Raw genomic sequence first — 17212 nt, 5'->3', positions numbered from 1 at the left:
TTGCTCGCGAAGGCGGTTATGCAGTCGCCACAGAAACATCAGGCTCAACCACAGCCACCAACCCCTCCCTCATCCGCTGCGCATCGCGCACAAAACACCGCGCCGCCAGAAACAGAAACACCATGGTGAAGAACAGCGCCACCGGAATCAGGTACATCGCATCATGCAGCCCCACAGCCTTGAACGCCTCGGTCATCTGTTCGGCGCCTGCCGAAATCATCGCCGATTTGGCAAAGTGATCGGACAAGGCTCCCACCACCACCGGACCCAAGCCGCCGCCGAGCAGGTACAACCCGGCAAAGAACAGCGCCATCGCCGTCGCCCGCAGGCGCGGTTCGACCACGTCCTGAATCGCCGTGTACACGCAGGTATAGAAGTTATAGGCAAACAGCCAGCCGACGCTGAACACCGCAACGAACACGCCGATCTCGACCCGTCCGGCATGCAGCGCCCACGCCGTGCACAGGGTCGAGATGATCAGACTGAAGCCGGCAAACAGCAGCCGCCCGTTGGCGACCCGCTGATGAATCTTGTCGGCGATCCAGCCGCCGAGGGTCAGGCCGATCAGCCCGGTGATACCGACAATCACCCCGGTCGCCACCGCCGCATCCTGCAACGGCATCAGGAAGTAGCGCTGCAGCATCGGCACCAGAAACGAGTTGCAGGCATAAGTGGCAAAGTTGAAACACAGCCCGGCCAGCACCAGCCAGAGGAACGTCGGCACCGCGAGCACCCGGCGGATCGGCTTGTCGACTCTGTCCTGTGAGACCTGCACGGTTTCTGCCGCGCCGCGCTTGGGTTCCTTGATGAAAAACATGAACACCGCGAGGATCAGCCCCGGCACCGCCGCAATAAAGAACGGCGCGCGCCAGCTGTCAAAGGCCTTGACCATCGCGCCGATGGTGAAGAACGCCAGCAGCAGACCCAACGGCAAGCCGAGCATGAAAATACCCATGGCCCGCGCCCGACGGTGCGCCGGGAACAGGTCACCGATCAGCGAGTTGGCCGCCGGTGCATAACTGGCCTCGCCAATACCGATGCCCATGCGCACCAGCAGAAAACTCCAGAAACTGCCGACCAGCCCGTTGACCGCCGTCAGCGCGCTCCAGGTCGCCAGGCCCCAGCCCATCAGTTTGCTGCGCGAACCGGTATCGGCCATGCGCCCCAACGGCAGGCCGGCGATCGCATAAACCAGGGTGAAAGCGGTGCCGACGATCCCCAGTTGAAAATCGCTGAGGTGCCATTCCATGCGGATCGGCTCGATGATGATCGCCGGAATGGTGCGGTCGAAGAAATTGAACAGGTTGGCAAGGAACAACAGGAACAGAATGCGCCAGGCATTCGCCGCTTGGGTCGAGTTCTGCATGGGTCCGTCTCTTTATTGTTATGAGGGCTTCACTGCCGACGCATCCGAGCCCGGAACCTGCAATCTAGACAGGCGGACCGGGGCTGTCTGTGATCATTCGTCAGCCTGATAATGAGCCATGGCACTGTAAAGAAACGTAAGCCCTTGATAACGCAGCAATCCCCCGTAAACCGGGGGTTTTGCAGCAAAATCCTGCCACAAAAAAATACTTTCGCGCCCCCCTTCCCAAGTTCTTGGCGAAGCCTAGAATAGCCGCCGGATCCGTCCGGATTCGCCGATCAACCCCTTTGATGCCCTCCCAATGTCCGAAGTCAGTCCGTGTCTGAATTGCGGTGCCTGCTGTTCCCATTTTCGCGTGTCTTTTTTCTGGGGTGAATGCGCCTCCTCCGGCGGAACGGTGCCCGATGAACTGGTCACCCAGATCAGCCCCAGTCGGGTGGCAATGAACGGCACCGACTGCAAATCGCCGCGGTGTACGGCGTTGGTCGGCGAGGTGGGCAGCCAGGTGCAGTGCTCGATTTACGAACAGCGTTCCAGCCCCTGCCGCGAATTCGAGTCGTCCTGGGAAAACGGCGAACAGAATGTCGATTGCGACAAGGCGCGCGCCCGCTTCGGCTTGCCGCCGCTTGAGCCTGACTGGAATCAGATCCCTTACGAGCAAAGCGCCTGAGATTTAGCGCCAATCGCTATAAAGCTCATGCCGAAATCGTTGGCGCCAATGTGCCACTACCGCTTGCATGGCAAAAACCGCCTCTATACTCCTCTCATTCGCCTGCGTTGCTGACGCAGCAGGGACGACTTCACAGACGGGGATGCTATGGAGTGGCTTGGTTTGCAGTTTGTTACCGAGCTGCCGGAGAGCGGGCAGGTCATTCTCGATTGCACCCATAATCCCTTGCTGGTGCTGGTGGCCTATCTGGTCGCCTGCGCCGCGAGTTTTGCCACCCTCGACATGGCCGAGCGGGTCGGGCATGCCGAAGACCCGGGCTCGCAACGGGTGTGGCGCTGGATCGGCGCCTCGTGCCTGGCCGGCGGCATCTGGGCCATGCATTTCATCGCCATGCTCGCATTCCAGGCGCCGATCGAAGTCCACTACGATCTGGCGATTACCCTGTTCTCCCTGCTGATCGCCCTGCTCGCCTCGTGGCTGGCGATGCACACCTTGAGTGAGCCGCAACCCAGCCTGGTGCACTACCTGAAAACCGCGATCGTCATTGGCCTGGGCATCGCCGGCATGCATTACGTCGGCATGGCGGCGATGCACTCGGCGGCCACCGCCTACTACCAGCCGCTGTTGTTCTGCCTGTCGATCGTGATTGCCATCGGCGCCAGCTTCGCCGCACTGTGGGTCGCCGGTTATCTGCGTGAAGGCAGCGGGCGTTTTCATCAATTGCTCAAATACACCGCCGCAGTGATCCTCGGCGCCGGCATCATCAGCATGCACTTCACCGGCATGGCCGCGTTGCATCTGGTCTTGCCCGAAGGCACCGCGCCGACCATGGCGAGCGAAACCAGCCATCTGCAACTGGGTCTGACGGTCGCGCTGATCATCCTGCTGATTCTCGGCAGCGCGATCAGTGCGGCACTCGCCGACAAGAAACTGCAGAACAAGGAGCACGACCTGCGCCGGGTCAACGCCCTGCTCGGCCAGCTCGATCAGGCGCGCATGTCACTGCAGCAAGTGGCCAATTACGACGCGCTGACCAACCTGATCAACCGCCGCGGTTTCAACCAGATCTTCGCCGAAAAACTCAACCAGAAAACCAGCGAAGGCGGCATGCTCGCGGTGATGTTTCTCGACATCGACCACTTCAAAAGGATCAACGACAGCCTCGGCCATGACGCCGGTGACGCCCTGCTCAAAGTCATCGCCAATCACATCAAAGGCTCGGTGCGCAGCCATGAAGACGTGGTTGCGCGCTTCGGCGGCGACGAGTTCTGCATCCTGATCGGCCTGCATGACCGCGAAGAAGCGCGCAACATGGCGCAACGGATCATGCTGAAAATGAAGGAGCCGATCGAACTGGCCGGACGGCGTATGGTGATGACCACCAGCATCGGCATCAGCCTGTTTCCCGACGACGGCACCACCTGCGAAGAACTGCTCAAGCACGCGGATCTGGCGCTGTATCAATCCAAAGGCGCCGGGCGTAACGGCCTGCATTTTTTCAGCTCCAACATGAAGACCCGCGCCAGCCTCGAACTGCAACTGGAAGAAGAACTGCGCCACGCCCTGCGCGAAGAAAACGGGCTGATGCTCTACTACCAGCCGATTTTCGAACTGAAAACCGGTCGAGTGACCAAACTCGAAGCGCTGATTCGCTGGCAGCACCCGGTGCATGGCTTGCTGGCCCCGGATCGTTTCATCGCGATTGCCGAAACCAACGGCCTGATTGCCGAACTGGATAACTGGGTGCTGCGCCGGGCCTGCACCGACCTTGGCGAACTGACGCGCCACGGCTGCGACGAACTGAAAATCGCCTGGAACTGCTCGCCGCTCAACCTTGCCCGGGAAGAACTCGCCGATGAAATCGAAAATGCGCTGCGCACCGCTGGCGTCGCGCCGGAACGCCTGGAACTGGAAGTCACCGAAAATGCGCTGATGGGCAACATCGCCAACACCCTGGTGCTGCTGCGGCAGATCCGCGCCCTCGGGGTGTCGCTGTCAATCGACGACTTCGGCACCGGTTATTCATCGCTGGCCTACCTCAAGCGCCTGCCGCTCAACACACTGAAGATCGACCGTTCGTTCATCCTCGACATCCCCAAGGCAACCGCCGACATGGAGATCGTCCAGGCGATCATCGTCATGGCCCACACCCTGCATCTGCAGGTGGTGACCGAAGGCGTGGAAAGCCTGGAGCAGTACGAATTCCTTGAGCGCTCGGGCTGCGATTTCATTCAGGGCTACCTGCTCAGCCGTCCGGTGCCGCTGGACGAGTTACGCCCGGTGCTGGAAGAAATCAATCAGCGTAAACACTCGCATGCGGTCAATCCGTTGAGTCTGGCGCGCGGTACATTTGTACCAGTGTCGCTGGATCCTTCTGCAAAAAGCCCTGCGCCCCATGCAGGCGCATCAATTGTGCGGCCAATCCGCTGATCGGCGTGGCCGAGCCTTGTTCGCGGGAGAATTTCACTGCGGTATCGAGGTCTTTGAGCAGCGTGCGCACGTGCCATTTCACCGGTTGAAAACGGCTCTCGGCCATTTGCGGCGCGAGGATCTGCAACGGTTTCGAATCGGCAAACCCACCGGCCAGCGCCTCGGCGATCAGGCGCGCATCGACGCCGGACTGCTCGGCCAGCGCCACCACTTCGGCGATCACCAGCGCATTGCAGGCGACGATCATCTGGTTGCAGGCCTTGGTCACTTGCCCGGCGCCAATGCCGCCCATGTGCGTGACCCGTTGACCGAGGTTGAGCAGCACCGGGCGCACCCGATCCAGATCCCCCGCCTCGCCGCCGACCATGATCGCCAGACTGCCAGCCTCGGCACCGACCACACCGCCGGACACCGGTGAATCGAGCCAGCTCATCCCGGTCTTGCCTGCCAACTCGGCCGCCATCTCGCGAGTTGCCGTCGGTTCGAGGCTGGAAAAATCTACCAGCAACTGGCCTTTTTTCGCGGCTTCAGCGACACCCCCGGCGCCAAACACCACCTCGCGCACCACTGCCGTGTCGGCCAGACAGAGCATCACCATGTCCGCGTGGTCACACAATTCAGCGGGACTCGCCACCTGCCGGGCGCCGGCTTCGACCAGCGGCGCGCACTTGGCCGGATTGCGGTTCCACACGGTCAGCGGGTAACCCGCCGCCAGCAGACGACGGCACATCGGCAGGCCCATCAGGCCGATTCCGGCAAAGCCCAACGAAGGTAGCGTTGACATCATTTTGCCTCTTTTCGATTAAAGATCACTGAATAATGGCCGATTCATGAACGATCAGGAAAGGATTCCCCCGCGCGACGATCAGGCCAAGCCCCTGACGCCCGGGCCAAATACGCGCAGTCAAAGACGCGAGATCCTCTTTCCGTGAGGCTCGATGACAACGGTCGCCGAGCCAACCCTGTCCAGGTATATGGCGCACAATGACTTCTAAAAACAATCCGGCCACTGCGGTATCCGATCTGACCCTGAGCCCTGCGGCGAACAGCCCGGCTCCGATGAAGCCATTGCCTCCTTCGCGCCCGCTGGGCACTCAGCAATATCTGTACTACACCGAAACCAACACCGACCGCATCCTCGACAATCTCGACGGGCTGCGTGATCTGGTATTCCCGCGTCCACCGCACCTGGAAGGCGACAACGAACAGCACAACGACCAGGAATTTCCCTCGGTGTGCCTGATCGGCCTCGGTCGCTGCGGCTCGAACATCGCCCTCGACGTCGCGGAGCTGGTCTACAACGCGCGCAAGTTCTACCTCAACGAATTCAACAACGAAGACCGTGCGGCGGATCGGCGTCTGGCCGACAAGGGCTACAGCCCGGCGCAGTGGATCAAGCAGAATCTGCGGATCGGCCCGAACAAGTCGAGCAAACCGGTGTTCCTCGTCGAACCGCTGGTGATGCTCGGCGACCTCGACAAGGACATCGCCGGGCGCATCCGTTTCTCGCGCAAGGGCGAGAAAAGCGGCTTTCTGCGCGACTACAGCAAAATGAAGATCATGGACTTGTCCGAAGTCCACGCCGGTGGCGCCGGTAACGCGCCGATCCTCGGCCAGTATCTGGCGAAGATCATCCTCAACAAAGACACCCAGCGCTTCTCCAGCCCCGACTGGAAAATGATCCACTCGTACCTGATCGACAGCTGCGGCATCAAGGCCAACCAGTCGCGCCTGTACTTCTCGATCTTCAGTGCCGGCGGCGGTACCGGCTCGGGCATGGCCTCGGAGTTCGGCCTGGCCCAGCAGCACTCGTACATGAACAAGACGTTCGACACCAAGCCGATGGACGAGCATGACGGCAAGAGCGGGCATTCGTTCGTGTTCGAGCCGATCTTCACCAGCGGCATCTGCGTGCTGCCGAACATTTCCGATCACCGCAGTGAAATGTCCGAGGCGCTGCACATCAACGCCGGACGCCTGCTGTGCAAATACCTTTCGGAAGAATGGGATTTCTCCTACAACTTCGCCAACGAAGACAGCAGCGAAGCCAGCGTCATGGGCCGTATCCGTCCATGGAACGCGATGATGCTGATCTCCAACGACATCATGCGTTACGCCGAAGAGAGCGATGACGGCAACATCCAGAACATTGATGTCAATGCGATGGAGAAGCACGCCAACCAGTACATCTCGCAGCAGATCTTCAACATTCTGACGGCGCAGGCGGTGACCACCGACTACGACCAGAACTACTTCCGTCGCGCCGGCATCGACATCGGCGAAACCATTCGCCTCGATGCCAACGACTTGTTCATGAGCCTGGCCGGCCCGGTGGCGATTGCCTACGCCGAATCGGTGGTGCCGGAAACCCCGCCGCCGAGCAGCGACAAGTTCAAGGTGTTCGACAAAGAGCCGCAGCGTCTGAACATCGACGACCTGTTCTTCCGCTCGATCGACCTGCCGCACTTCAACAAGGTCACCCAGGCCATCGAAGGCATCAGCCTGCTGCCGATCGAGTCCAAGCGTTATCGCGCCTCGCTCGAGCAGTACAAGAATTCCGGCTACGACGCCGCGGCGCTGCACGACCTGCACTTCTTCAAGAACTGCTCGTCGGTGGTCTCGATCGTCTCCCTGCCGAAGGACTACAAGCTGTCGTACATGGATCTGAACCGGTTGAAGACCCACCTCAACAGCCTGTTCCCCAACACCACGCTCAAGCGCTATGCGCTGGTGATCGGCGCCTCGGCCAACCTGTCGCTGACCACCCTGATCGCCAAGAGCCCGTGCCTGTCGGACGATTTCCTGACGTTGATCGTGGCCTTCATCAAGCGCTGCTTCGCCAAGACCCCGTACCGTTTCGACGAGACCCTGGACAACTCGATCCTCGACTTCATCATTAATGAAGAGTTCGACGAAGACCGTATCGACGATCTGCTCAACGAGTTCGAAAACCCGGCGAAGATCCTCGACACCAACTGGTACGCGATCAAGCCGATGTACGAGAAGAAGTACCGCGAGCTGATCAACGACAAGGACAAGTTTGTCTCGATCAACGACATTCGCCTGTCGCGCGATTGCGTGAAGAAGTCGATCAAGTACCTGCGCGAGATCTACCGTCACCGCATCGGCAAGACCAAGGTTATTTCCCTGAATAACCATACCGGGAAGACTTACTCGGTCTGATCGGAGACCGAGCCGCCCCATTCGCGAGCAAGCTCGCTCCTACATTGGAATGCATTCCCCTGTGGGAGCGAGCTTGCTCGCGAAGAGGCCTTCAAACTCACTGAAAACCTTCAGTCATTCCAATATCCAGAAACAATTAAGCAGCCCTCAGGCTGCTCAATAAACTGTTCCCGTTACGTTTACGTCACCGTGAGGCCACCCACGCTTGTGGCCTTTCTCTACGGCAACGTGCCATCACGCTACTCGGCTACACACTTTTTGCGGACAATCATTCGCACCATCAAGGTGCAACGTTGGAATCGCCCGCCCTTTCCTGGATCAGAATCCACGGACTCACCACCACCGCCCACAGCTGTGGATTACGTTCGAAAATATCCAGCGCCCGCGTTTCAGACAGCTTGGCGACCCTATCTTCGGCCAGCCAGGCGGCGACTTTCGCACCGTCATCCGCGGCCACGGCCTCGGCGGCGGCGATCAAATCCAGGGCCGGGTCGACCCACAATAGGGCACCCTTGGCGAAGAACGGCTCCAGCTCTTTCCAGGTAATAGATGCGGTTTCACCAAGCAGCTTGGCATAGAGGGTGCTAGGTTCTTGATTCATGGGACTGTCCGGAAAAGAAATCGACGCGAATGATAACGTCGGTGGTCCGGCAGAAAAACCCGGTTGCAAATGGCTTCACCGAACGAAAAGAGCAGGAACGCCAAGGAATGCTGGTGTTTGGGATATATGCCCACGAAAGCCCCGCCGCAATTCTGTCTTTTTCATTCAAAAATGCGACACCCCCAAGTTTTGCCCCTCGGCGCCTGCTTCCCAGGCCAACAACCGGCGCTCTACACTGTACCGGTACAGTTGCCGGGGGCATTTCCGGAGGGTATCGCAAAGATATCTGACCCGGTTCTGCTGCTACGGCGCCAGAACTCAAAAAAATTACAACAGTAAGAGTGGAGCACTATGACTAAGGCTACTAAGCAGATTTCCAAACTGTTTGCCGCTATGGTTCTGGCCGGGGTTGCCAGCCATTCGTTCGCCGCTGACACCATCAAGATCGGTATCGCCGGCCCTAAAACCGGTCCTGTAGCCCAATACGGCGACATGCAGTTCAGTGGCGCGAAAATGGCCATCGAACAGATCAACGCCAAGGGCGGCGTCGACGGCAAGAAACTTGAAGCCGTTGAATACGATGACGCGTGCGATCCGAAACAAGCGGTAGCGGTCGCGAACAAGGTCGTCAACGACGGCGTCAAGTTCGTGGTCGGTCACCTGTGCTCCAGCTCCACTCAGCCTGCTTCGGACATCTACGAAGACGAAGGCGTCGTGATGATCACCCCGGCTGCCACCAGCCCGGACATCACCGCCCGTGGTTACAAAATGGTCTTCCGCACCATCGGTCTGGACAGCGCCCAGGGCCCTGCCGCCGGTAACTACATCGCCGACCACGTGAAGCCGAAAATCGTCGCCGTACTGCACGACAAGCAGCAATACGGTGAAGGCATCGCCACCGCAGTCAAAGCGACCCTGGAGAAGAAAGGCGTGAAAGTCGCCGTGTTCGAAGGCGTCAACGCCGGCGACAAGGACTTCTCCTCGATGATCGCCAAGCTCAAGCAAGCCAACGTCGACTTCGTCTACTACGGCGGCTACCACCCGGAGCTGGGTCTGATCCTGCGTCAATCCCAGGAAAAAGGCCTGAAAGCCAAATTCATGGGTCCGGAAGGCGTGGGTAACGACTCCATTTCGCAGATCGCCAAAGAGTCCTCCGAAGGCCTGCTGGTGACCCTGCCGAAATCCTTCGACCAGGATCCGGCCAACGTTGCCCTGGCTGATGCATTCAAGGCGAAGAAAGAAGACCCGAGCGGCCCGTTCGTGTTCCCTTCCTACTCGGCGGTTGAAGTGATTGCCGGCGGTATCACCGCAGCCAAATCCGAAGACCCTGCCAAAGTGGCCGAAGCCATCCACGCCGGCACCTTCAAGACCCCTACCGGCGACCTGAGCTTCGACGCCAAGGGCGACCTGAAGGACTTCAAATTTGTGGTTTACGAGTGGCACTTCGGCAAACCGAAAACTGAAGTTTCGCCTCAGTAAGGCGCGCCCTGACTGACTGCCAATAAAGCCCACGGCGTGCCGTGGGCTTTGTTTTACGAATGTATGGGGCGCGCTGGCGTGATCCGCCAGTCTCCCCACCTGAAAATCTCAAAACCGTCATCAGCGGTTCGCTGGCAAAACCCGGATTCGAAGTGGATAAAGATCCACGGGGCCGGGCGGGAAAATGACTCCACCAGTGAAATGCGTATCAGGTTTTTAGGAGCGTTGTAATGCCTGACATCTATCACTTCTTCCAACAGCTGGTTAATGGCCTGACCATTGGCAGCACGTATGCCCTGATCGCCATCGGCTATACGATGGTTTACGGCATCATTGGAATGATCAACTTCGCCCACGGCGAGGTGTACATGATCGGTTCCTACGTGGCGTTCATCGCTATCGCCGGGCTGGCCATGATGGGAATCGACAACGTCCCGCTGTTGATGACCGCCGCGTTCATCGCGAGCATCGTCGTCACCAGTTCCTACGGTTACAGCATCGAACGGATCGCCTACCGCCCCCTGCGCGGCAGCAACCGTCTGATCCCGCTGATTTCCGCGATCGGTATGTCGATCTTCCTGCAGAACACGGTTCTGCTCGCGCAAGACTCCAAGGACAAATCCATCCCCAACCTGATCCCCGGCAACTTCTCCATCGGGCCAGGTGACGCACATGAAGTGCTGATTTCCTACATGCAAATCGTGGTGTTCGTGGTGACTCTGGTCGCCATGCTCGGCCTCACGCTGTTCATCTCCCGCTCTCGCCTGGGTCGTGCCTGCCGCGCCTGTGCCGAAGACATCAAGATGGCCAACCTGCTGGGCATCAACACCAACAACATCATCGCCCTGACCTTCGTCATTGGTGCCGCGCTGGCAGCCGTCGCTGCCGTGCTGCTGAGCATGCAGTACGGCGTGATCAACCCCAACGCCGGTTTCCTCGTCGGCCTCAAGGCCTTCACCGCTGCGGTACTCGGCGGGATCGGCAGCATCCCCGGCGCCATGCTCGGCGGGCTGGTGCTCGGGGTGGCGGAAGCCTTTGGCGCCGATATCTTCGGCGACCAGTACAAGGACGTCGTGGCTTTCGGCTTGTTGGTTCTGGTGCTGTTGTTCCGTCCGACCGGCATTCTGGGCCGTCCGGAGGTTGAGAAAGTATGACTAGGAATCTTAAACAGGCGCTGTTCAGCGCCTTGCTGGTGTGGGCCGTGGCCTACCCGGTACTCGGTCTGAAACTGACCATCGTCGGCATCAACCTCGAAGTGCACGGCACCAGCCCGGCCATTCTGGCGACCATCGCCGTGTGCTCGGTGCTGATGTTCCTGCGCGTGCTGTTCAACCAGCAAATCAGCAAGGCGTGGAAATCCTCGCCGGGCCTGCCGTTGATCCCGGCCAAGGCCAGCAACTTCCTGACCCTGCCGACCACCCAACGCTACATCATCATCGCGTTGATTCTGGGTGCACTGGTGTGGCCGTTCTTCGGCTCCCGTGGCGCGGTGGACATTGCCACGCTGATCCTGATCTACGTGATGCTCGGCCTTGGCCTGAACATCGTCGTCGGTCTGGCCGGTCTGCTTGACCTGGGTTACGTCGGTTTCTACGCCGTCGGCGCCTACAGCTACGCGCTGCTGTCGCACTACTACGGCCTGAGCTTCTGGATCTGCCTGCCGATTGCCGGCCTGATGGCGGCGACGTTCGGCTTCCTGCTGGGCTTCCCGGTGTTGCGTCTGCGCGGTGACTATCTGGCGATCGTGACCCTCGGTTTCGGCGAAATCATTCGTCTGTTCCTGCGTAACCTGACCGACATCACCGGTGGCCCGAACGGCATAAGCAACATCGAGAAACCGACGTTCTTCGGCCTGACCTTCGAACGTAAAGCGGCGGAAGGCATGCAAACCTTCCACGAATATTTCGGCCTCGAATACAACTCGATCAACAAGGTGATCTTCCTCTACCTGGTTGCCCTGTTGCTGGCGCTGGCAGCGCTGTTCATCATCAACCGCCTGCTGCGCATGCCGATCGGCCGTGCGTGGGAAGCGCTGCGTGAAGATGAAATCGCCTGTCGTGCACTGGGCCTGAATCCGACGATCATCAAGCTGTCGGCGTTCACCCTGGGTGCGAGCTTCGCCGGTTTCGCCGGGAGCTTCTTCGCCGCCCGTCAGGGGCTGGTGACGCCGGAATCGTTCACCTTCATCGAGTCGGCGATCATCCTCGCCATCGTCGTGCTGGGTGGCATGGGCTCGCAGCTGGGCGTGATTCTCGCGGCCGTGGTGATGATCCTGTTGCCGGAAATGATGCGTGAATTCAGCGAATACCGGATGTTGATGTTCGGTGCGCTGATGGTGTTGATGATGATCTGGCGTCCACAAGGTCTGCTGCCGATGCAACGCCCACACATGGAGTTGCGAAAATGAGCCGCGAGATCCTTAAAGTCGAAAACCTGAGCATGCGCTTTGGCGGCTTGCTGGCGGTCAATGGCGTGGCCCTGACCGTCAAGGAAAAACAAGTGGTGGCGCTGATCGGGCCGAACGGCGCGGGCAAGACCACCGTGTTCAACTGCCTGACCGGTTTCTACCAGCCATCGGGCGGCAGCATCCTGCTGGACGGCGAGCCGATCCAGGGCCTGCCAGGGCACAAGATCGCCCTCAAGGGCGTGGTGCGCACCTTCCAGAACGTGCGGTTGTTCAAGGACATGACGGCGGTCGAGAACCTGTTGATCGCGCAACACCGTCACCTGAACACCAACTTCCTGTCCGGCCTGTTCAAGACCCCGGCGTTCCGCAAGAGCGAGCGCGAGGCCATGGAATATGCCGAGTACTGGCTGGAAAAGGTCAACCTGAAAGAGTTCGCCAACCGTACCGCCGGTACCCTCGCCTACGGTCAGCAACGCCGTCTGGAAATCGCCCGCTGCATGATGACCCGTCCGCGGATCCTCATGCTCGACGAACCGGCCGCCGGTCTGAACCCGAAGGAAACCGAAGACCTCAAGGCGCTGATCAGCGTGCTGCGTGAAGAGCACAACGTCACCGTGCTGCTGATCGAACACGACATGAAACTGGTCATGAGCATTTCCGACCATATCGTCGTGATCAACCAGGGCACACCGCTGGCTGATGGCACGCCGGAACAGATCCGCGACAATCCTGAAGTGATCAAAGCCTACCTGGGGGAAGCGTAAATGCTGCAGTTCGAAAACGTTTCCACCTTCTACGGCAAGATCCAGGCCCTGCACAGCGTCAACGTCGAAGTCCGTCAGGGCGAGATCGTGACCCTGATCGGCGCCAACGGTGCCGGCAAGTCCACGCTGCTGATGACGCTCTGCGGTTCACCGCAGGCGCACAGCGGCAGCATCCGCTACATGGGTGAGGAACTGGTCGGCCAGGACTCGTCGCAGATCATGCGCAAGAGCATCGCGGTGGTGCCGGAAGGTCGTCGGGTATTTGCCCGTCTGACCGTTGAAGAGAACCTGTCGATGGGCGGTTTCTTCACCGACAAGGGCGACTATCAGGAGCAGATGGACAAGGTCCTCGGCCTGTTCCCGCGCCTGAAAGAACGCTTCAACCAACGCGGCGGCACCATGTCCGGCGGCGAACAGCAGATGCTCGCCATCGGCCGCGCGCTGATGAGCAAGCCGAAACTGCTGCTGCTCGACGAGCCGTCGCTGGGCCTGGCACCGATCATCATCCAGCAGATCTTCGACATCATCGAACAGCTGCGCAAGGACGGTGTGACGGTGTTCCTGGTCGAGCAGAACGCCAACCAGGCGCTGAAAATCGCTGACCGTGCGTACGTTCTGGAGAACGGCCGCGTGGTCATGCAAGGCACCGGTGAAGCACTGCTGACCGACCCGAAAGTGCGCGAGGCTTACCTCGGCGGTTGAGGTTTTTCGCTGAACAAAAAAACGGCCCTCGGGCCGTTTTTTGTGCTTCACGAATGTCTCCCTGCGGCAGCTCCTACAGGGAAGCGCCGTCAGTACGGGTTGCAGTATTGGGCTACGGCGGTGGCCTGATCGACATACGGACGCGCCGGTTCAAGGTTCCACTCAGGCTTGTTGCGCACTGGCTTGCCCTCGTAGGTTGCCGCCAGATGGCAAACCATCTGCCGCCGCAGCGAACCGCCATTGACGCTGTACTCGCGCCATTGCGGATCGTCCTTGTGCTTGTTGTACAGCTCGGCAAACATGCGGTCGGTCTGGTCGTCCTTGATCGCCCGACCACACGCAGTCGGTACTACCGAGAGCGACCAGGTCTTCGGCCCCAGTTTCGGATCGGGACGTTGTACCCAGGTGCTGGACTCGATGTACTTGTCGCAGAATTTTGGTTCTGTCGGCGTCGAGGTCTGGATGCACGAGAAAGAGGCCTTGGCCACCGGGGTTTTCGGGAAGTCGATCTTGATGATGTTGCGATCCTTGCCGGTCTTGGCCTTGTAGTCCTTTTGGTTGGCCAACGCGTCGTTCAAGCCGCGCTGATCGCTGTAGAAGAACGCCAGAATCGGAAGCTCATCGGTTTTCGGGTTGCCCAGGCGCAGCTCGGTCTGGGTCTGAAACTCACGGCTGTTGATGACTTTGCGCGCCCCCATGAAATTGCGAAAGGCATCGACCCGCTCCTTGCTGCTCATCGGATTGCGCATGTTGAAACCGCACTGCAACTGGTCCTGCTGACGATTGTTGTTGTACTGGGTGAAGTGCGCGACCCAGGCGTTCGGTGTGATGATCGGTGGTTTCATGGCCTGACAGACCGCTTCGGTCGGGGCGGTGTTCTTGTTGTCGCCACAGCCGCGATCATTGCGAAAGTCGGTCCAGGCATCGTTGGGAAACGCGCAATAGACGTGCACTGGCGTCTCGGGGTCTTTCACCAGATCCCGTGGCGTAATCAGATAGCCGTTCTGCGTGCTCATGCCCGGGTCTTCATAACTGATGCCGTCGGCGCGCATGAACGAGGCGGCAAACGTGCCCAGCTCCACGGCTTTCGGGCTGGGATTCCACACGTCCCACTTCTGCCCCTTGGCCGGATCGGCCCGATGCGTGCCGCGCACCAGCAGCCCCGAGCAGTCAGACGCGGGGTCCTGACCGCAACTGTCGACGGTGTTGTTGTAGAGCTTTTCAACCTTCCTCAGCGTCTCGTCGCATGACTCGGCACTGGCCCATGCCGCATGCACCAACAGCGGCAATACGAGCAGCGGAGCGATCCTGTTCAGACGTTTGTTCATGGCTTGCATCTCCTTGATTAGCCAACACACACACTTAACGCGGAACCGGGTTACAACCGGCGGCCCGGGTCTCGGCATCCGATAGCGCCGGCCGGAACGGCTCGAGATTCCACGGCGTCTTGTTGCGATAGTTGGCCAGCACGCAGCCCAATTGCTGGCGCATGCTGCCGGCCGCCGTTTCGTTGTCGCGCCAATTGCTGTCCGCGCCCTTGAGCGCGAACAACTGCTCGTACAAGGCGCCGAGCTGGTCGTTGGGCAAGGCGCGCCCCGCCGCAGTGGGCACGATGCTCAGGCTCCATTCATCCTTGCGGGTACCGGGGTCGTAACGCTTGATCCAGTCGGCCGAAGCGATGTATTGCGGCGCCGGGGCTGCCACCGGATTGCAGCCGGCCTTAGCCGCTTCCTGCGGGCTGACCACGGGGCGGAACGGTTCCAGATTCCACTCGGTCTTGGCTGGGTAGTTCTGTACCAGACAGCTCAATTGCTGACGCATGCTGCCCGCTGATTTCTCGTGATCGCGCCACTGGCTGTCGGCCCCACGCAGGGCTGACAACTCCTGATAAACGGCGTCCTGATTGCTGGCCTGTATCGCCTTGCCCTCGGCCGTCGGTGTGACCTTGAGCGACCATTCGTTTTTCTTGCTGCCCGGGTCGTAACGCTCGATCCACACGGCATCAGCAATGTATCTGGGCGCCGGGGCGCCACCCACCACCATTTCGGCGATCGCCTGATCGGCGGCGACATAGCTGAAACGCTGATCGGCAGGTTTGGTGAAGTCCAGCCGCAGGATCGGCACGCTGTAGCCCTGAGCCTGGAGTTTCTTCTGGAAATTGCGCGCGCTGTTCAGGCCGTTCTCCGGCTTCGGCGGCGCCTGATCACCGCGGGTGGCGAAGTTCTGCGTGCTGTTGACGTTGTAGATGAAGGCGTCGATGTACTTCATGTTTTCGCTGCCGTCATTGGTGGCGGTGGCGTTCTTCAACATGAACTCGTTGACCTGGGCGCTGAAGGCAAAGGGGTCTTTATTAGTGGTGTTCGGGCGCGACTCGTGCACGCGGATCATCGCGTGCCAGTCGCTGGTTTTTTCCGCGTTCCACGAACACTGGCCGTACTGGATCGGCCCTTTCATCAGCCCGGTGTATTTCTGCGTCCATTGCTCGGCAGTGGTGACACCCGCCTCGGCACAAGTGCCGTAGGCCAGCGCGGCATTGCGATTGTTCATCGTGCCCTGGGCCGCGCGCGGCGGTTCGCGGCTGTCGAAGAACCCGCAGCCGTACCACTTGCGCTCCGGCCCGGTGCCGCCATCGAAGGCGTAGATGCAGGTGAAGCCCTGTTCCTTGACCGGCAGCTTCAACGCCGCCGCATCGGTAGGCGTGCGCAGGATGAAACCCGCCGGGTGAATCAGAATCCGCGTACTCAAGTCCTTGCGAATCCACGAATAGGACGTCGCGCCAATCTTGATCGCGTAAGGGCTGTAATCCCACGGATTGAACGGCCCGTCATTGACCATGCGCAAGGTCACGCCGCTGCAGTAATACAGGCCGCGCGCAGCACCGGTATCGGGTTCCTGGCAAGCGTCCTTGAGGGTGTTGTAGTTGTGGTTGATGCGCTTGAGCGTGTCCAGCGGATCAACCTGCGTCTGGGCGCAAACCGTGCCGAACAGCAAGGGCAGCGTGCAGGCGAGCGCAAAAGAGGAAGTCCTGCGCAATAGCGCAGCGCGGGCTGAGCGATCCTTCGTCATGAGATACCGTCCTGGTAAATCGGCCTGTGACAGGGGCCGTTGCAAATGACTATAGACGCGGAACCACAGAAATCCCTGCGGCAGCTCCTACAGGGTTTTGCATTTTTTTCTTAGAAATTTCGGCCGCGCTGTAACGCATCGCCATGAGCGTTCTCTAGTGGGGTAAGCAAGCGCACTTCGCTTGTAAAACCCAAGCTCAAATCTGGAGAAACATCATGACTGCTACCACTCGCACCCTGTCCGCCGCTGCCCTGGTTCTGGCTCTTGGTTCCGCCCTGAGCATGACCGCCGTTTCCAGCGCCAATGCCGCCGATAACAGCAACATGGAAAAATGCTTCGGCGTGGCCATGAAGGGTCACAACGATTGCGCCGCGGGCGCAGGCACCACCTGTGCCGGCACAGCGAAGATGGACTACCAGGCCAATTCGTGGAAATTCGTGCCAAAAGGCACCTGCACCACCACCGAGAGCAAGACCTCGCCGACCGGGTTCGGTCAGATGGAAGCCTTCAAAGCCAAGTCCTGATCCATTGCCTGTCCGAGTGA

14 protein-coding genes are annotated in these 17212 nt (G+C 59.8%); 9 read left to right on the top strand and 5 right to left on the bottom strand.

Annotated features, from left to right (window positions below; all coding sequences use genetic code 11):
* Nucleotides 1–16: 16 nt before the first annotated feature.
* Nucleotides 17–1366, bottom strand: a complete 1350-nt coding sequence (locus PMI25_RS00910; RefSeq protein ID WP_007969492.1) for a spinster family MFS transporter — start codon at nt 1364–1366, stop codon at nt 17–19.
* 301 nt (nt 1367–1667) lie between these two features.
* Here PMI25_RS00910 and PMI25_RS00905 point away from each other — a divergent pair, with 301 nt between their 5' ends.
* Nucleotides 1668–2036 (top strand): YkgJ family cysteine cluster protein, encoded by a 369-nt coding sequence (locus tag PMI25_RS00905; RefSeq protein WP_007969491.1) that lies wholly within the window; start codon nt 1668–1670, stop codon nt 2034–2036.
* Between the two features lie 147 nt (nt 2037–2183).
* Nucleotides 2184–4466: a putative bifunctional diguanylate cyclase/phosphodiesterase gene (locus PMI25_RS00900; protein ID WP_045121932.1), complete on the top strand. Its 2283-nt coding sequence runs from the start codon at nt 2184–2186 to the stop codon at nt 4464–4466.
* Here the strand turns inward: PMI25_RS00900 and PMI25_RS27785 are convergent.
* Nucleotides 4357–5253, bottom strand: a complete 897-nt coding sequence (locus PMI25_RS27785; protein ID WP_177325683.1) for an NAD(P)-dependent oxidoreductase — start codon at nt 5251–5253, stop codon at nt 4357–4359. The two genes, PMI25_RS00900 and PMI25_RS27785, sit on opposite strands and share 110 nt — an antisense overlap.
* Before the next feature lie 197 nt (nt 5254–5450).
* On the opposite strand from PMI25_RS27785, the gene PMI25_RS00885 reads away from it, so the two are divergent.
* Nucleotides 5451–7649, top strand: coding sequence for a hypothetical protein (locus PMI25_RS00885; RefSeq protein WP_007969485.1), 2199 nt, complete (start codon nt 5451–5453; stop codon nt 7647–7649).
* 280 nt (nt 7650–7929) lie between these two features.
* On the opposite strand, the gene PMI25_RS00880 is transcribed toward PMI25_RS00885, so the two are convergent.
* Nucleotides 7930–8250, bottom strand: a complete 321-nt coding sequence (locus tag PMI25_RS00880) for a DUF2288 domain-containing protein (RefSeq protein WP_007969484.1) — start codon at nt 8248–8250, stop codon at nt 7930–7932.
* A gap of 351 nt (nt 8251–8601) precedes the next feature.
* Here PMI25_RS00880 and PMI25_RS00875 point away from each other — a divergent pair, with 351 nt between their 5' ends.
* The 5 genes from PMI25_RS00875 (at nt 8602) to PMI25_RS00855 (ending at nt 13602) form a co-directional block, all read left to right on the top strand.
* Nucleotides 8602–9729 carry a branched-chain amino acid ABC transporter substrate-binding protein gene (locus tag PMI25_RS00875; protein WP_007969483.1) on the top strand — a complete coding sequence of 376 codons (1128 nt, stop codon included), beginning with the start codon at nt 8602–8604 and terminating at the stop codon, nt 9727–9729.
* A gap of 230 nt (nt 9730–9959) precedes the next feature.
* Nucleotides 9960–10883, top strand: coding sequence for a high-affinity branched-chain amino acid ABC transporter permease LivH (gene livH / locus PMI25_RS00870; RefSeq protein WP_007969482.1), 924 nt, complete (start codon nt 9960–9962; stop codon nt 10881–10883).
* Nucleotides 10880–12136 (top strand): high-affinity branched-chain amino acid ABC transporter permease LivM, encoded by a 1257-nt coding sequence (locus PMI25_RS00865; RefSeq protein WP_007969481.1) that lies wholly within the window; start codon nt 10880–10882, stop codon nt 12134–12136. The genes livH and PMI25_RS00865 overlap by 4 nt, the downstream gene beginning before the upstream one ends.
* Complete coding sequence (gene livG, locus PMI25_RS00860; protein ID WP_007969480.1) at nt 12133–12900, top strand: high-affinity branched-chain amino acid ABC transporter ATP-binding protein LivG; 768 nt, start codon at nt 12133–12135, stop codon at nt 12898–12900. Before PMI25_RS00865 ends, livG begins: the two co-directional genes overlap by 4 nt.
* A complete protein-coding gene (locus PMI25_RS00855) occupies nt 12901–13602 on the top strand; it encodes an ABC transporter ATP-binding protein (RefSeq protein ID WP_003222380.1) in 702 nt (233 codons plus the stop codon). It abuts the gene before it with no gap.
* Between the two features lie 89 nt (nt 13603–13691).
* Here the strand turns inward: PMI25_RS00855 and PMI25_RS00850 are convergent, their stop codons facing one another.
* Both PMI25_RS00850 and PMI25_RS00845 read right to left on the bottom strand, forming a co-directional pair.
* Entirely contained in the window at nt 13692–14930 is a 1239-nt protein-coding gene (locus PMI25_RS00850) for a DUF2599 domain-containing protein (protein WP_007969479.1), read from the bottom strand.
* A 34-nt stretch (nt 14931–14964) separates the two neighbouring features.
* Nucleotides 14965–16668, bottom strand: a complete 1704-nt coding sequence (locus PMI25_RS00845; RefSeq protein ID WP_007969477.1) for a DUF2599 domain-containing protein — start codon at nt 16666–16668, stop codon at nt 14965–14967.
* A gap of 215 nt (nt 16669–16883) precedes the next feature.
* On the opposite strand from PMI25_RS00845, the gene PMI25_RS00840 reads away from it, so the two are divergent.
* Nucleotides 16884–17192 (top strand): BufA1 family periplasmic bufferin-type metallophore, encoded by a 309-nt coding sequence (locus PMI25_RS00840; RefSeq protein WP_007969475.1) that lies wholly within the window; start codon nt 16884–16886, stop codon nt 17190–17192.
* Nucleotides 17193–17212 lie beyond the last annotated feature (20 nt).

This window comes from Pseudomonas sp. GM30 (assembly GCF_000282275.2).
Taxonomy (GTDB): domain Bacteria; phylum Pseudomonadota; class Gammaproteobacteria; order Pseudomonadales; family Pseudomonadaceae; genus Aquipseudomonas.
Note: the sequence above shows the minus strand (reverse complement) of the source record. Positions and strands in the feature narration are given on the sequence as shown.

What these genes read in the sequence shown, in the direction of transcription:
- PMI25_RS00910 (WP_007969492.1), bottom strand. Translation starts at nt 1,366, where the DNA reads ATGCAGAACTCGACCCAAGCGGCGAATGCCTGGCGCATTCTGTTCCTG.
- PMI25_RS00905 (WP_007969491.1), top strand. Translation starts at nt 1,668, where the DNA reads ATGTCCGAAGTCAGTCCGTGTCTGAATTGCGGTGCCTGCTGTTCCCAT.
- PMI25_RS00900 (WP_045121932.1), top strand. Translation starts at nt 2,184, where the DNA reads ATGGAGTGGCTTGGTTTGCAGTTTGTTACCGAGCTGCCGGAGAGCGGG.
- PMI25_RS27785 (WP_177325683.1), bottom strand. Translation starts at nt 5,253, where the DNA reads ATGATGTCAACGCTACCTTCGTTGGGCTTTGCCGGAATCGGCCTGATG.
- PMI25_RS00885 (WP_007969485.1), top strand. Translation starts at nt 5,451, where the DNA reads ATGACTTCTAAAAACAATCCGGCCACTGCGGTATCCGATCTGACCCTG.
- PMI25_RS00880 (WP_007969484.1), bottom strand. Translation starts at nt 8,250, where the DNA reads ATGAATCAAGAACCTAGCACCCTCTATGCCAAGCTGCTTGGTGAAACC.
- PMI25_RS00875 (WP_007969483.1), top strand. Translation starts at nt 8,602, where the DNA reads ATGACTAAGGCTACTAAGCAGATTTCCAAACTGTTTGCCGCTATGGTT.
- livH (WP_007969482.1), top strand. Translation starts at nt 9,960, where the DNA reads ATGCCTGACATCTATCACTTCTTCCAACAGCTGGTTAATGGCCTGACC.
- PMI25_RS00865 (WP_007969481.1), top strand. Translation starts at nt 10,880, where the DNA reads ATGACTAGGAATCTTAAACAGGCGCTGTTCAGCGCCTTGCTGGTGTGG.
- livG (WP_007969480.1), top strand. Translation starts at nt 12,133, where the DNA reads ATGAGCCGCGAGATCCTTAAAGTCGAAAACCTGAGCATGCGCTTTGGC.
- PMI25_RS00855 (WP_003222380.1), top strand. Translation starts at nt 12,901, where the DNA reads ATGCTGCAGTTCGAAAACGTTTCCACCTTCTACGGCAAGATCCAGGCC.
- PMI25_RS00850 (WP_007969479.1), bottom strand. Translation starts at nt 14,930, where the DNA reads ATGAACAAACGTCTGAACAGGATCGCTCCGCTGCTCGTATTGCCGCTG.
- PMI25_RS00845 (WP_007969477.1), bottom strand. Translation starts at nt 16,668, where the DNA reads ATGACGAAGGATCGCTCAGCCCGCGCTGCGCTATTGCGCAGGACTTCC.
- PMI25_RS00840 (WP_007969475.1), top strand. Translation starts at nt 16,884, where the DNA reads ATGACTGCTACCACTCGCACCCTGTCCGCCGCTGCCCTGGTTCTGGCT.